We start from the raw sequence: 14,076 nt of genomic DNA, 5'->3' as shown, positions 1-14,076 counted from the left end.
TAAGTGATATTACTGTAGTTTTGAATAGGTGTCTGTCTCATTTCCGCGAATAGGCTGGAGTACTTTTCGTAACCAATCCAGTATACCTGGTTTTTCCTGTTCGTATTCTGGCTCGGGGTCTTTTTCCCGTTCGCGTTCTTTTTCCTGGCCTCGTTGTTGACCTTGCGGACCGCGCGATCCGCTTCCAGTGGATGAACCATTGCCACTGTAGGGGCCACTATGTCCATTGCCACTGGTTCCGCCGATATTGGTAGGTGGATTCTCTTCTTCCTTGACAAGCTTATTGGGGTCCGTAATGAAAGAGATGCGGTTATCGATGGTTTTATAACCTGCCCAGACCAGACCAACAGCCGTAGCATGAGCGGGATCTCCAACTAAGTCAGCGCGACCGTTTGGCTCCAGATGCTCCGGGAAACCAACGCGCACTTCTTCAATGCCAGTTACGCGTCCGAAAATGTGTTCAACACCTGGAATCAAGGCTGAACCGCCTGTCAGAACCATACCGCCCAGCAATTTGCCATCGTAACCCGACCGAATAATTTCAGCCTGTACAAGCGCGGCAATTTCGCGAAGTCGATCTTCGATAATGACAGCCACATTTTTCAGTAGCACATCTTTAGGCTTGCGATTACTTAAACCTGGAACAGCCACCACTTCGTTTACATTATATTCGCCCGGATTGGCATTGCCAAACTTTTTCTTGAGCAATTCGGCCTGATTCGGGAGAATTTTGCAACCCGCCTGAATATCCGACGTTAGGCTATTACCGGCCCAGGGGAATACTGCTACATGACGAAGGACATTCCGGTAGTAGATGGCCACCTCAGTAGTTCCCCCACCAATATCGACCAAGGCAACACCTGCGTATTTTTCTTCATCGGTCAAAACGGCCAACCCCGAAGCCAGCGCCGACAGCATCATGGTATCCTGCGCCAGATTATTACGGGTAATGCACTTGCGAATGTTGCGTGCTGCGTTTGCCTGAGCTGTAATTAATTGAAAATCAGCTCCAAGTTTAACGCCATTGCGGCCAACGGGTTGATTGACATTCGTTTCGGTATCGACTACGAAATCCATCGGCAGCACATGGATAATTTCCTTATCGGCCGGGATTGACGTGCGGTACATATCGTTCAGCAAGTGATCGATATCTTCAGTTTGCACTTCATCGCCCGACGACGATCGAGTGATACTGCCACTCGACTTAACCGACGCAACGTGTGAACCGCTGAAACTGACGTTTACCAGGTGGATATCCAGATTCGACTGGTTAGATGCCTCATTTACAGCCCGTCGAATGGCATTAACGGTGTTGTTGACGTTCACAACCGAACCTTTGGCAACGCCATCGGTCAGACTTGTTTCGCCTACTCCAAGCACTTCGAGCGTTTCCTGCTCTTTGTTATTCCGAATCAACCGTCCGGCCACAGCACAAACTTTGGTGCTGCCTATATCCAGACCAACTACAATTTTCTCGTCCATGCCCGTTTTTGTCATTCGCAAACTATTTGATTTCGATACTCAACGTTTATCCGGCTATAACGATCCCAGGTTTTGGCAGGTAAAACGTTGGTATAGACTAATTTTAATTTCCTAAATTTTGCATCTAATTCATCCGGTTTTCCGAATTCAATTCGATGATTCCCCAGTTCAGGCCACATGGTTACGTAGCCCTGTTCATCAACCGATAATTCTGTAATTTGTGCTCGCCAAAACGGATCCTCATGTATTCGTTTTAACAAAGTCAACAACGGTTGATTTTGCATACTCTCCAGCGAATGATTCTTAATGAAATAGCGGCCGGTTAAAATGGGTACACGGGCCGAATAATTCATCGAAATCGGAAAAAAACGTCCTTCTTCACTAACATACTGGCCTGATACTTTTCCGCCTTCCGACAATACCAGTCGAGCCAATGGACGGGGTTGTTCTATCACGACGAGCAAATCCCCATTTAAGTCACGCGAAACCTGGCAGTTTTTTACCAAACCATGCTGTTTTACTCGTGTTTCTAACTGTTGTAAATCAATATCGGCATAGTTTTTGTCTGTAATAGGATCGATACCTTCTTTGGTCAGATAACCCATTATGTCTTTTTTGGTTAAAAAGCTATGGCCATCAATCTGATCAATTTGTATGATTACGTTCTTTACCCGCTTCTGACCATGCTTAATTTCGGTAAAAGCAATAAGGCCAAACAAGGTTAAAATTCCGCCTACAGCAAACAATAACTTTTTGGATGATTTAAAGGTAGAAAACATCTGTGTATAAGCTTAATTGTTTTTCATATATTTTTATCTACTGGCTTATTAAAATAGTTTTTAACGTTGAAAGTTGTTGGTCGATGTCGCCTGCGCCAATTGTGACAAGTAGCGAAGGTTTTGTTTTTCGCACAACGTCAGACAATTCCTCTTTGGTGCATTTTTGGCGAGTTTTCGAGCGTATGTTTTTGAAAATTAAATCAGACGTTACTCCCTCTATTGGAAGTTCGCGGGCAGGATAAATATCCAGCAAAATAACATGATCAGCTAAGGATAAACTTTCCGCAAAACCATCGGCAAAATCGCGGGTACGACTGAATAAATGTGGCTGAAAAACAGCGGTTAATTCGCGATCTGGATATAAGGCTTTGACCGATGATAAAAAAGCATATACCTCAGCCGGATGATGAGCGTAATCATCAATTAAAATAGCCTTATCTGTCTTAAGAATATACTCGAATCGACGGCGAACTCCCCGGTATGTATTTAGTGCTGAACGGATTAAGTCGGGCGATACGCCTACCTCCAGAGCTACTGCTCCAGCCGCAACCGCATTCTCTACGTTATGAAATCCGGGAACCATGAGGTGAATATCGGAAATTATACCATTCGGATATACTAAGTCGAATATAAAAGCACCCTGTTCGATACGTAAATTTTGACTATAATAATCACCCGCCTGTAGTGAGTACTGTCGAACCTCCGCTTTTGTTTTATTGGCCAGCGTTAATTCTTTTTTCATAAACAGTACACCATCAGGCTCAATCTGGCTTACAAATAAGCCAAACGACTCTAAGACAGCCTCGTGTGCACCATAAATATCCAAATGGTCAGCATCGGTTGATGTGACAATAGCATATTTAGGAAAAAGAGTTAGAAACGATCGATCAAACTCATCGGCTTCGACAACGCATATCACTGAACGTAAGTCCTCGGCAGGTTCATTGAGTAAAAAATTTGTGCCGTAATTCGCCGTAATCCCCCCCAGAAAAGCCGCACAGTTCACCCCCGAATCCCGCAAAATGTGCGTAACCATCGATGAGGTAGTGGTCTTTCCATGCGTTCCGGCTACGCCAATCGTCGTCATCTGGCCTGCCAGTAAGCCTAGTACCTGCGAGCGTTTCTGGAGGATAAAACCTTTCTCGGTTAAGTAAATGTATTCATGGTGAGTTTTCGGAACGGCGGGTGTATAAATCACAAGCGTTTCGGCAGGATTCTCCCGAAACACAACGGGTATCTGATCAACATCTTCGGTAAAGTGAATAGTAATGCCTTCTGCTTGCAAAGCGTCGGTTAAGGCCGTTGATGTTCTGTCGTATCCGGCTACACTGTAGCCGTTGACGCGGAACCAACGCGCTAAGGCACTCATGCCAATGCCACCAATACCAAGAAAATAAATGTATTTGAACTGATCCAGGGTCATTTCGTTGGAGGAAGAAAATAGTAATAGAGAAGGAGGAGAATTTGAGTTTGTTCCTGTTTTAACGTTTCGATTTTGTCATGCTGACGAAGGAAGCATGACAAAATCGATATTATTCTTTACTTAGTTAGTTTAATGACTTCGGCCGCAATATCTTGAGCAGCATTAGGTTTGGCGAACGTTTTTATTTGCTTACTTAATTGTCTCTGTTGGGCCGGGTCATTCAGCAACTTAAGCGCTGCCGTGACGAGTTCTTCAGGTGCGTTTCGATCATTGACCAATAAAGCGGCTTTATGATTCACCAGACTCATGGCATTTTTAGTTTGATGATCTTCAGCGGCTGCCGGGAAGGGGACCAGAATTGCCGGACGACCTACTATGCATAGTTCAGATACGGATAATGCTCCTGCCCTCGACACAACCGCATCGGCAACCGCATAGGCTTTATCCATATCGTATATAAAGTCGTAAGCATTAACTAAGGGCGATTGCAATGCCGCCACAGCTGCTCGGGCTCGCTCAATAAAAGCAGGGCCAGTTTGCCAGATTACCTGAATACCCGCTTCGACAAAACGAGCTAAACCGGCTTCGATACTCTCGTTGATTTTCCGAGCGCCCTGACTACCACCAATAATTAACAGCGTTGGTCGAGTAGCTTCGAGATTGAATAACTTCCGACCAGCTTCTACTTGCTGATCAGCTAATTGAATATCGCTTCGAACGGGATTTCCTGTTAGTTTAATTTTAGCAGCTGGAAAGAACGTTTCCATGTCAGGATAGGCAACGCATATACGTTTTGCCCAGCGAGCCAATACTTTGTTCGTCAGTCCAGCATACGAATTTTGCTCCTGAATCAGCGTTGGAATTCTCTTCATCGATGCGGCCAACAGAAGTGGACCGCTGGCATATCCACCTACACCTACAGCTACATCGGGTTGAAAATCATGGACGATTTGTCGTGCTCGGAGTAAACTTCTTCCCAATTTGAAAGGAAATCCCAGATTGGATAGTGTCAATTCGCGCTTGATACCCACCACAGGTAATCCCAGAATGTCGTAGCCGGCACGAGGGACTTTTTCCATTTCCATTTTGCCCTCGGCACCTACGAACAGGATTTTCGTGGTAGGGTCAATTACCTTTAATTCGTTAGCAATAGCAATGGCTGGATAGATATGACCGCCGGTTCCCCCCCCGCTGATAATAACATTCATGTATTGATTTACGGTTTGCGGTTGATGAATTACGATATAGGATAAACCAATAGATTCCTTATTATTTTATGCATTTACGAATTGATAAATAGAGCGCACTCTATAAATCATAGATCGTAAACCGTACCGCACGATGGCGGATCGTTTCGTAAATCCCTTAAATTTTACTTTCGTCGGCTTCATCGCGACTGACACTCAGGACGATACCTATTGCCAGACCAGTAAATATGAGTGATGTGCCCCCCATACTTAGTAGAGGGAGTGGCTGACCCGTTACCGGAACCATTCCAATTGCGACGCAAATGCTGGCGAAGGCCTGAAAGACAATGCTGAAGGTTAAACCTGCTGAGAGAAGTCCGCCAAATGGTCGGGTGGCTTTCTGTAAGGTTGTCATACCTCGCCACAGGAACCATAAATAAGCCAGTACAACGGGGATACCTCCCAGCAGTAGACCATATTCTTCAACAATAATGGCATAAATGAAATCAGAAAATGGATTAGGGAGCGTATTGCGCTGGTGGCTGTTGCCTGGCCCTGTTCCCGCCAGGCTGCCATGGGCCAGAGCAATGTAAGATTCCCTAACCTGATCAGGGATATTTTTAGGATCAAAAAAACTCTTGATCCGATTAATAGCCGTTTCTAAACGCTGGCCAACCCGCAAAGCAATGCTGCCAAAAAGTACACAAACCGCAATCATATACCCTAAGTAGCGAACAGGTACCCGACCAATGTACATCAACAGAAAACAGGTTGCTCCCAATAACAGTGCTGTTGATGTATTAGACAAAATAATTAGTGAACAGATCAGACCAATCCATAGAATCAGATTGAACAAAACGGTTGGATCATTCATGAACCGTTGCCGCTTGGCCAACATGGCAGCTAGATTGGAAATCAGGGCCAGTTTTGCCAGATCCGACGGCTGAAAGGTTTGATTGATGATCGGAATCGTTACCCAACGCGACGCGCCGTTCATTTTTTCGCCATCGAAATAAGCCCACAGTAATAAAGGAATGGATAACCAAAGGCCGAATTTCGATAGTCGGGCATAATAAACGTAATTAACCTTATGGGCAAAGTAGGTACAGGCTAACCCAACAAGCAGCAGAGATCCATGTTTGAGCAGAAAAACCTCTGTATTCCCGTCGAGTTCCCGAAACGCCTTCGTGCCGGTTGCGCTATACACAACCAGGATACTCATGATCGACAAATAGAGAACAATCCACCAGATTTGACGATCACCTTTAAGATTGGTGCGGATCCACTCGCGAAGAGCCATGTTTTTTAAGTTTATAGGTTTGGATAAAATTTAAGTTGCAGGGGTCAAGTTTCAATTATTCAATCTGAAACTATTTAATTAATGCCTGTACGGCTGTTTTGAACTGATTGCCCCGGTCTTCGTAATTTTTAAACAGATCAAAACTTGCGCAGGCAGGTGAAAGAAGCACGACTTCGCCGGATTGTGCAAATTCCAATCCCTTTTGTACGGCTTCGGTAACTGACTGGGTTTCATAAATCACGGGTACTATCTGATCGAAATAGGCTACTAATTTATGATTGTCTACACCAAGACAAATCAGTGCCTTTACTTTCTGACGAACTAAATCATCCAACTGGCTATAATCATTCCCTTTATCCAATCCGCCTGCAATCCAGACGGTTGGCGTATCCATACTCGACAACGCATAAAAAACCGAATCAACATTTGTCGCTTTTGAGTCGTTGATAAACTGCACACCATTGATTGTGCCAGCTGGTTCAAGCCGGTGAGCGGCATTCTGGAATGTTTTCAGTCCTGCTACAATCGAATCATTCGAAACCTTGAGCGATTTAGCAACCAAAATGGCCGACAACATATTAATCGCATTATGTGGGCCTCGTAAGGGCGTTTCCGCCTGATCAATTGTGAACGAGCTTCCGTTATACGCTGCAATCAGTTGTCCATTCTGTACATACCCACCGGGATCTACATCCGTTTGCAATGAAACAGGTAGTCGGTTTACGACTGGATTTCGTTTGGCTAATTCGTCTACAATAGGCTGGCTTTCAGTAAAGAATATGAACGTGTCGGCTGGTTGGGCGTTTTGTACTATCCGAAATTTAGAATCAACGTAATTCTGGAAATTGTAAGCGTATCGATCAAGATGATCGGGAGTAATGTTAAGCAAGACCATTACTTCCAGATGCGTATCATACATATCATCTAATTGAAAACTGCTGAGTTCCAGTACGTAATAGTCGAATTGATCGAGAATGACCTGTTCGGCAAAACTGTCGCCGATGTTACCGGCTAGCCCTACATTTAGCCCTGCTGTTTTGAGAAGATGATACGCTAATAAAGTCGTTGTTGTTTTACCATTACTGCCCGTAATCCCGACCAGTTTCGCTTTTGTGTAACGAGCTGCAAATTCGATTTCCGAGATGACGGGCGTTCCTTGTGTCCGAAGTTTTTGTACTAACGGAACAGTGGATGGAATTCCTGGACTTTTAATGACTTCGACAGCATCCAGAATCGTTTCTTCGGTATGTTGCCCTTCTTCAAAGGGAATTCCGGCTTGCTGAAGCGTTGTGCGATAGCTTTCTTTCAGGGCACTTTTATCCGACAGAAAAACATCGAAGCCTTTCGCCTGTGCTAACAAGGCAGCTCCAACGCCACTTTCACCTCCACCAAGAACAACGATTTTCTGAGCTGACATAATAAAAACTTACTAGTAGCAAAGTAACGCATAAATAGAAAAGCCCCGACTACCAATCAGGGCTTTTCAACCAAATTTTCTCTGGGTGTTTTTATTTACCAGCCATTGAACTCGACAAACGAGCGCGGTTAGCCATCTTCACAATCATAAAAACAACCCACGCAATAATTAAAAACTGAATAACCGTATTCAGGAAATTACCGTATCGAATGGCTACTTCCGGAGTAGTGCCGACCGCTTCTTTCAACACAACTTTTAACTGACTGAAATCGATTCCTCCTAGTACTAGACCAAGAACTGGGTTAATAATGTCTTCTACAAGCGACGTGGTAATTTTGCCAAAAGCTGCACCAATAATAACGCCGACGGCTAAGTCCAGGACGTTTCCCTGGGCAATGAAAGTTTTGAATTCGTTCAGCATAAACTTGTGATTTTTGGGTTAGAAAAGTAACAAGTGGTACTAGTTGTGAGCAAAGTATCTACTATTTGGTTAAAATCAAAACCTTCCTGGTAAAGGATCGCCCGATTTAAGTGTATCTTTTTTCTTTTTGAATGAACTGATATTATATACAAGGCCGATTGCCAGCGTTTGCTGAATTTGAAGATCAGAACTGAAATCTTTATTATATAAGGCAATTAACCCGAATGTAGTACTTAAATATTGACTGACTTTAGCGGTCAGAATCAGATCGAGACGGTGGTTTATGTTATCCAATTTCGAATACTCCGTAAAGAGCTGATACCGAGCGTTAAGTGATATGTTCTCGGTTAGATTTCGGTTGAGAGCTGCCTGCAGCTGGAAGGCCAGCCATTCGGTTCGGCTACTTTTCCCCGGATCAACTCCATATGCTTTCTGCGTAGGATCAGGAACGTACGTGCCATCTGCCTGTTGACGAACTCGTACACTCTCGTCGGCCAGGAATGTAAAGCGAGGAGCAATGGGGCTAATTCGAAGAGCAAACCAATCACTAGGTTTATACGATGCGCCGACACCAATTGTCAATTGCGCAGGAGCAAAAAAGTTGGATACTTTTAGTCGGGGTTGATCGGTGGGTAATTTATCGTATCGATAACCAGGGGCAAAAAACGTATTGAACGTGCCTGACACAAACAGATCCCACTTTGGTGCAATCTGATGGCCGACGACAGAAATAAGGATAATTTGATCGGCGGCTTTGCGAGTAGTACTCAGTTGTGTTACATAACCAAGCTGTAAATCGGCCGTATTATCCCACGAAGTTTTCCCTTTTTCGTAGAGAGCACGGGCAGCAACAACGGCTCCTATCGCAACGGAGTTAACTCCACCCCCCGACCAGTTACTGAATGAAGCCTGGTTGAAATTAACTCCACCACTAAATGACTTTTGCCAATAAGAGGTATCGGGTTTTACCGCTACGGTATCCTTAAAATTAGTGGTAACTCTGATAGAGTCCTGGGCCTGAATTTGATGAATGGTAAGCCAGCTAATCAACACGTAGAGCAGATTTTTCTTCATATAGGTTAACTGTTAAGAGGTATGATTGTATTGAATAGTCCTCTCTCTGAGAGAGTGCTAGTTGGCCGACTCCTTTTCGAACACTTCTACCTTTTTTACTTGCAAAGCTTGAAGCGGAATAATGGTTGTTGTTTCGCCAGTGCGCAATGTAATCGACAGATTGTCAACCTTAATGATCTCGCCTTTAGCATCATCAATCTGAATGATCTGTCCCTCTTTATACTTGTTTTTTGTATAGAAAGAGGAAAGAATATTCGCCATTAAATCACGTGAAGCAATCCCATAACCGATAGCGAAGGCGAAAATGACGCCACCAATAATCAGGTTAAAACTAGATTCGAGCAGTTCCGTATTAATGCCAGCCTGCCCTAGTGCACTGATGACGGTAATAACCAGAAAGAAGACAAACACAATCATGCTCAGCAAACGGCCCGATGCGATGTTGAACGATTGACATACACTGATAACTGCTCCCCGTAAGGTATCGGCAATCAGTACACCAACCTGAAGCATAATAGCTGCTGCAATAAGCTTCGGAATAAAATTTATAAGTGAGGCTACCATTTCGGTAATAGCACCCACGCCCAATTTTTCGGTTGCCGCTTTAATGAAAACCAGCAAAATGAAGTAGTAAAGTACCTTGGCAATAATTTCGCTGAGCTTGATCTCTGTTTTTAATTGTTTAATCAGGCTAATCTCATTCAGGCGATTACCTATTTTGTCGAAACCAACTTTTCCCAGAACCCGCCGTATGATCAAAGAAACTAATCGAGCAAAACCGATCCCAATCAAGAGAATAACCAGGGCACCCAGAGCCCGGGGTACAAATTCGACGAATTGATCAATAAGGGTTTGAAAGGTGTTACGTAGCACTTCCGTAAGCTCAGGAAGCGGTGCCATTAGAATTATTGTCATTGGATATAGGTGGTGGGTTAACTAATGTGGAAGCCAATGCGAATAGATCGCCGATGTAGACATCGACGAGTGTAACCGCATTTCGAATCAGTTCGATTTCAGAAACTAGCTCTGTTTTCAGGTGTGGAGGACAAACTGCATCAGATTCCAGCTCTTTAAATGGATTGGACGTTGCCATTGGGGCTATTTAAAAGGCCAGCGAATCGATAAAACCATTTTAATGGCGAGTAACAACCAGAAAATAGCTCCTTGTAAATAGTGTTTCCGAAGCTTATCTCGCGATCGTTTCAGCCGCATCTTAACTGCACTTTCTGTCAGCCCATTTATGTCCGCAATATCCCGAATGCTGATATCATCCTGATATTTCATAAGCAGCAGCGTTTGTTCGTCGGGTGGAAGTTGGCGAAGTGCGCGTTCTAGCTGTTTAGCCTCCATTTCGGCTAATTCAGCTAAACCGTCTTCTGCTCCTATATCCAAACGCTCCCAGCCTTCGTCCATATAGACCTCCCGATGCAAGTTATGTGAACGAATTTGGTCCGTACAATAATTGTACGTGATTGAATACAGCCATGTTGAAAATTTAGCTTGCTCTCTAAAACTGCCAAGTTTAACAACCAGCTTTAGGAAAATATCATGTGTCAGATCTTCAGCCCGAACAGGGTCTTTCGTAAAAGACAGGCATTTTCTATATACCTTATCACAGTATCGTTCATATAGCTTTTCGAAGTAGATATTTCGTTGTGTATCGACATAGAAGCGAACCAACTCTTCATCTGAATAATGCTCCATTGTAGATGATAATGGGTGTTTAGACATAAAAGAGGTAAAAAGGTAACCGATTTTTTTGTAAAAATTTGGTTACGTAAATAACTAGGATAAATAACTGACTTCTTAGTAAGATTTAGCCTGTTACTTCCTCAAGTATACTTGAATCCCTGTTAAGTGGCAATAGTAGAATGTAGAATACAAAGTAGATAGATTTTTTAGGCTCGTCAAATCAGCAGCAAGTAGCAATATGGGCGCTGATGTATTTTTGATGTAGTATTTTTAGCCAGCTTATAATATGCCCGAAGGGTAGATCAGATTAATCATCTATAAATGAAAAAACCCGGCCATCTGGCCGGGTTTTTTCATTTATAGATACTGGCAACTAATTAACCAATAGCCACCCGCTTAAAGGCAGATACTGTCAGCCCTTTGCTGGTTTTGTCCAGAAGCTGAGAAATCGTAAGCGAGTTATCTTTTACGAATTCCTGGTTAAGCAAGGTATTTTCTTTATAGAACTTATTCAGTTTACCCATTGCAATTTTTTCGAGCATTGCTTCGGGCTTGCCTTCGGCACGAGCCTGTTCTTTGCCGATTTCAATTTCGCGCTGAACGATCGTAGCGTCCACGCCGTCCTTATCTAAAGCAACGGGTTTCATAGCGGCAATCTGCATAGCGATATCTTTACCTACTTCCGTAACATCGTTGCCATTGGTATTGGTCAAACCAACTAATACACCAAGTTTACCGTTTGAGTGAATGTACGATACAACTTTATCAGCAGAGACAGTTTCAAACGAAGCCACATCAATTTTTTCACCGATTTTACCCATCAGGTCAGTGATATGATCTTGCAACGACCGACCGTCGGCTTGAGGTGTAGCCAGCAAAGCAGCTTTATCAGTAGCATCCGTTGTAACGGCCGCACTCATAACCGCCATCGCCAGATTTTGGAAGGCTTCAACTTTCGAAACAGGTTCGGTTTCGCAGGCCAGCGCAATTACTTTACCTGATTTGCCATCTGTACTAACGTGTGCCAGCACAATACCTTCTGCGGTAGCATTATCAGCCCGCTTATCGGCTATTTTTTGACCCTGCTTCCGCAGAATTTCTTTTGCTTTTTCAAAATCGCCATCAGCTTCGGTAAGGGCTTTCTTACAGTCCATCATACCGGCTCCGGTCTCTTGCCGAAGTTTATTTACGTCAGCAGCGGTAATTGCCATAAAAATAGGTTGTTAGTAAGTTAAAATACCAAACGTTATTCGGTAATCAATGTATTGTCTACTGAAATGGAATAGCCCATAGCGGCTGGCTACGGGCTATTTTTAAGTTAAAGAGTCTTATCGTTTTATCGTTATAAAGTTCTCATAAACTAAAAAACTCTATACTTATTTAACCGTACAACTCTATAACTCTTTTATGCTTCCTGCTCGTCTTCAGCAACGGGAGCGGCTTCGGCTTCAGGTTGTGTTGCACCTTCAGCGCGAGCCTGAGCCAGATCTTCAGCTCGTTTTGCGTCTTCTTCTTCCTGAACGCGCTGATCGTCTTTGTCTTGTTTACGCTCCATCAGACCTTCTTCGATGGCCTTACCGATAGCAAGCGTAATCAAAGCAATCGACTTATAAGCGTCATCGTTTGCTGGAATAGCAAATTCTACTGAATCAGGATTCGAGTTGGTGTCGCACATCGCAAAAACAGGGATACCCAGGCGATGAGCTTCAGCAACAGCAATGTGTTCGCGTTTTACGTCAACGACAAAGAGTGCCGCTGGTAGACGGGTCAGGTCGGCAATACCACCTAATACTCGCTCCAGTTTTTCTTTGTCACGTGTGCGAGTCAAACGCTCCCGCTTTGCAATACTTTTGACGGTCTCCTCGTCTTTCAGCATTTTGTCAAGCGTTTGCATTTTCTTCAGCGACTTACGAATCGTAGCGAAGTTGGTCAGCATACCACCTTGCCAACGATCAGTGACGTAAGGCATTTTCAGGCGACGCGCTTCTTCAGAAACAATTTCCTGAGCCTGTTTTTTCGTAGCAACGAACATCACTTTCCGACCTGAGCGAACAATACCTTTAATAGCATTGCAAGCTTCATCGAGAGCAGCTACTGTTTTATTAAGGTCAATAATGTGGATGCCGTTCTTCTCCATGAAGATATACGGAGCCATCCGGGGGTCCCATTTACGCGTAAGGTGACCGAAGTGTACACCAGCGTCTAAGAGGTCTTTATATTCGATTTGTGCCATTTCCTAAAATGAACAATGTAAAAGAATAAGTAAAAAAATACGCAGCACCACGCATCGGCATCATCTAAGCGCAGTCTGGACAATTTTGCATAGGTGAAAGAGGATGGAGTAACGGGTAAATCCCCAACTCCATTGGCCCAATGCCCTCTGCCAATTAACGTTTCGAGAACTGGAACCGACGACGGGCTTTCTTCCGACCTGGCTTCTTCCGTTCTACCATGCGCGAATCCCGTGTCAGGAAGCCTTCTTTCTTAAGGGCTGGACGGAATTCAGCATTCATTTCGACCAGTGCACGAGCAATGGCCATCCGGGTTGCTTCAGCCTGACCAGCTACACCACCACCACGAACGTTTACTTTAACGTCGTAGCCGCCTGTGCCATTAACGGCAGCAAAAGGCTGGTTCAAAATGATTTGCAGAACCTCAGTTGGGAAATATTGCTTGTAATCTTTTCCGTTCACCGAGATGGCTCCGCTCCCTGCCGACATGTAAATGCGCGAGATGGCAGTTTTACGGCGGCCAATGGTATTAATACGATCCATTATGACTTAGAATTTAACTGCTGTGGGTTGCTGAGCCTCGTGCGGGTGTTGATCACCAGCGTAAACATACAGGTTGGTGTACAACCGCCGACCAAGCCGATTTTTCGGCAACATGCCTTTCACAGCATGCTCGATGATGCGCTCTGGGTGTTTTTCAAGTAACAACCGGGGCGATGCGAACCGTTGACCACCGGGATAACCTGTGTGGCGAACGTAAACTTTGTCAGTCATCTTAGCGCCTGTTAGACGTACCTTCTCGGCATTGATGACAATCACGTTATCTCCGCAGTCAACGTGCGGAGTAAAGTTGGTTTTGTGTTTGCCGCGGATCAGGCGTGCGATCTGGCTGGCCAGCCGACCAAGCACTTCACCCTGAGCGTCTACCACAACCCAATCTTTCTGCGCCGTTTCTTTGTTGGCAGAGATCGTTTTGTAACTGAGCGTATTCACTTTATGGAGACTAATTGGTTGATTTCTAATGACTTGCCCATAAAAAGGCACTCCCGCTTTCTAAACGGGAGTGCAAA

General features: G+C 44.3%; 15 protein-coding genes. All 15 read right to left on the bottom strand.

Annotated elements, in window-relative coordinates; genetic code table 11:
- Nucleotides 1-9: 9 nt before the first annotated feature.
- Nucleotides 10-1,497, bottom strand: coding sequence for a cell division protein FtsA (gene ftsA / locus ACYVE4_RS05115; RefSeq protein ID WP_460995884.1), 1,488 nt, complete (start codon nt 1,495-1,497; stop codon nt 10-12).
- Nucleotides 1,494-2,261 carry a cell division protein FtsQ/DivIB gene (locus tag ACYVE4_RS05110; RefSeq protein ID WP_460995882.1) on the bottom strand — a complete coding sequence of 256 codons (768 nt, stop codon included), beginning with the start codon at nt 2,259-2,261 and terminating at the stop codon, nt 1,494-1,496. The genes ftsA and ACYVE4_RS05110 overlap by 4 nt, the downstream gene beginning before the upstream one ends.
- A 37-nt stretch (nt 2,262-2,298) precedes the next feature.
- Nucleotides 2,299-3,684 carry a UDP-N-acetylmuramate--L-alanine ligase gene (murC, locus tag ACYVE4_RS05105; RefSeq protein ID WP_460995880.1) on the bottom strand — a complete coding sequence of 462 codons (1,386 nt, stop codon included), beginning with the start codon at nt 3,682-3,684 and terminating at the stop codon, nt 2,299-2,301.
- A gap of 116 nt (nt 3,685-3,800) precedes the next feature.
- Nucleotides 3,801-4,892, bottom strand: coding sequence for an undecaprenyldiphospho-muramoylpentapeptide beta-N-acetylglucosaminyltransferase (murG, locus tag ACYVE4_RS05100; RefSeq protein ID WP_460995878.1), 1,092 nt, complete (start codon nt 4,890-4,892; stop codon nt 3,801-3,803).
- Between the two features lie 157 nt (nt 4,893-5,049).
- The gene (locus ACYVE4_RS05095; RefSeq protein ID WP_460995876.1) at nt 5,050-6,171 is read right to left on the bottom strand and encodes an FtsW/RodA/SpoVE family cell cycle protein; all 1,122 of its coding nucleotides are present in this window, start codon (nt 6,169-6,171) and stop codon (nt 5,050-5,052) included.
- Nucleotides 6,172-6,241: 70 nt separating this feature from the next.
- Entirely contained in the window at nt 6,242-7,588 is a 1,347-nt protein-coding gene (murD, locus tag ACYVE4_RS05090) for a UDP-N-acetylmuramoyl-L-alanine--D-glutamate ligase (RefSeq protein ID WP_460995874.1), read from the bottom strand.
- Between the two features lie 91 nt (nt 7,589-7,679).
- Nucleotides 7,680-8,009, bottom strand: a complete 330-nt coding sequence (gene mscL, locus ACYVE4_RS05085; RefSeq protein WP_460995872.1) for a large-conductance mechanosensitive channel protein MscL — start codon at nt 8,007-8,009, stop codon at nt 7,680-7,682.
- Between the two features lie 75 nt (nt 8,010-8,084).
- A complete protein-coding gene (locus ACYVE4_RS05080) occupies nt 8,085-9,083 on the bottom strand; it encodes a DUF3078 domain-containing protein (RefSeq protein ID WP_460995870.1) in 999 nt (332 codons plus the stop codon).
- A gap of 57 nt (nt 9,084-9,140) precedes the next feature.
- Nucleotides 9,141-9,998 (bottom strand): mechanosensitive ion channel family protein, encoded by an 858-nt coding sequence (locus tag ACYVE4_RS05075; protein ID WP_460995868.1) that lies wholly within the window; start codon nt 9,996-9,998, stop codon nt 9,141-9,143.
- A complete protein-coding gene (locus tag ACYVE4_RS05070) occupies nt 9,967-10,176 on the bottom strand; it encodes a hypothetical protein (protein WP_460995866.1) in 210 nt (69 codons plus the stop codon). The genes ACYVE4_RS05075 and ACYVE4_RS05070 overlap by 32 nt, the downstream gene beginning before the upstream one ends.
- A 5-nt stretch (nt 10,177-10,181) precedes the next feature.
- A complete protein-coding gene (locus tag ACYVE4_RS05065; protein ID WP_460995864.1) occupies nt 10,182-10,787 on the bottom strand; it encodes an RNA polymerase sigma factor in 606 nt (201 codons plus the stop codon).
- A gap of 365 nt (nt 10,788-11,152) precedes the next feature.
- Nucleotides 11,153-11,986 (bottom strand): translation elongation factor Ts, encoded by an 834-nt coding sequence (gene tsf / locus ACYVE4_RS05060; protein ID WP_460995862.1) that lies wholly within the window; start codon nt 11,984-11,986, stop codon nt 11,153-11,155.
- Between the two features lie 194 nt (nt 11,987-12,180).
- On the bottom strand, nt 12,181-13,008 hold the full coding sequence (rpsB, locus tag ACYVE4_RS05055; protein WP_460995860.1) for a 30S ribosomal protein S2: 828 nt from the start codon (nt 13,006-13,008) through the stop codon (nt 12,181-12,183).
- Nucleotides 13,009-13,162: 154 nt separating this feature from the next.
- Nucleotides 13,163-13,549: a 30S ribosomal protein S9 gene (gene rpsI / locus ACYVE4_RS05050; RefSeq protein ID WP_460995858.1), complete on the bottom strand. Its 387-nt coding sequence runs from the start codon at nt 13,547-13,549 to the stop codon at nt 13,163-13,165.
- Nucleotides 13,550-13,555: 6 nt separating this feature from the next.
- Nucleotides 13,556-13,999, bottom strand: a complete 444-nt coding sequence (gene rplM / locus ACYVE4_RS05045) for a 50S ribosomal protein L13 (protein ID WP_460995856.1) — start codon at nt 13,997-13,999, stop codon at nt 13,556-13,558.
- Between the last annotated feature and the right edge of the window lie 77 nt (nt 14,000-14,076).

Source organism: Spirosoma harenae (assembly GCF_054776975.1).
This window is presented reverse-complemented; position numbering and strand designations above follow the sequence as displayed.

Coding starts and splice junctions, on each gene's coding strand:
- ftsA (WP_460995884.1), bottom strand. CDS start 1,497: ATGACAAAAACGGGCATGGACGAGAAAATTGTAGTTGGTCTGGATATA.
- ACYVE4_RS05110 (WP_460995882.1), bottom strand. CDS start 2,261: ATGTTTTCTACCTTTAAATCATCCAAAAAGTTATTGTTTGCTGTAGGC.
- murC (WP_460995880.1), bottom strand. CDS start 3,684: ATGACCCTGGATCAGTTCAAATACATTTATTTTCTTGGTATTGGTGGC.
- murG (WP_460995878.1), bottom strand. CDS start 4,892: ATGAATGTTATTATCAGCGGGGGGGGAACCGGCGGTCATATCTATCCA.
- ACYVE4_RS05095 (WP_460995876.1), bottom strand. CDS start 6,171: ATGGCTCTTCGCGAGTGGATCCGCACCAATCTTAAAGGTGATCGTCAA.
- murD (WP_460995874.1), bottom strand. CDS start 7,588: ATGTCAGCTCAGAAAATCGTTGTTCTTGGTGGAGGTGAAAGTGGCGTT.
- mscL (WP_460995872.1), bottom strand. CDS start 8,009: ATGCTGAACGAATTCAAAACTTTCATTGCCCAGGGAAACGTCCTGGAC.
- ACYVE4_RS05080 (WP_460995870.1), bottom strand. CDS start 9,083: ATGAAGAAAAATCTGCTCTACGTGTTGATTAGCTGGCTTACCATTCAT.
- ACYVE4_RS05075 (WP_460995868.1), bottom strand. CDS start 9,998: ATGACAATAATTCTAATGGCACCGCTTCCTGAGCTTACGGAAGTGCTA.
- ACYVE4_RS05070 (WP_460995866.1), bottom strand. CDS start 10,176: ATGGCAACGTCCAATCCATTTAAAGAGCTGGAATCTGATGCAGTTTGT.
- ACYVE4_RS05065 (WP_460995864.1), bottom strand. CDS start 10,787: ATGGAGCATTATTCAGATGAAGAGTTGGTTCGCTTCTATGTCGATACA.
- tsf (WP_460995862.1), bottom strand. CDS start 11,986: ATGGCAATTACCGCTGCTGACGTAAATAAACTTCGGCAAGAGACCGGA.
- rpsB (WP_460995860.1), bottom strand. CDS start 13,008: ATGGCACAAATCGAATATAAAGACCTCTTAGACGCTGGTGTACACTTC.
- rpsI (WP_460995858.1), bottom strand. CDS start 13,549: ATGGATCGTATTAATACCATTGGCCGCCGTAAAACTGCCATCTCGCGC.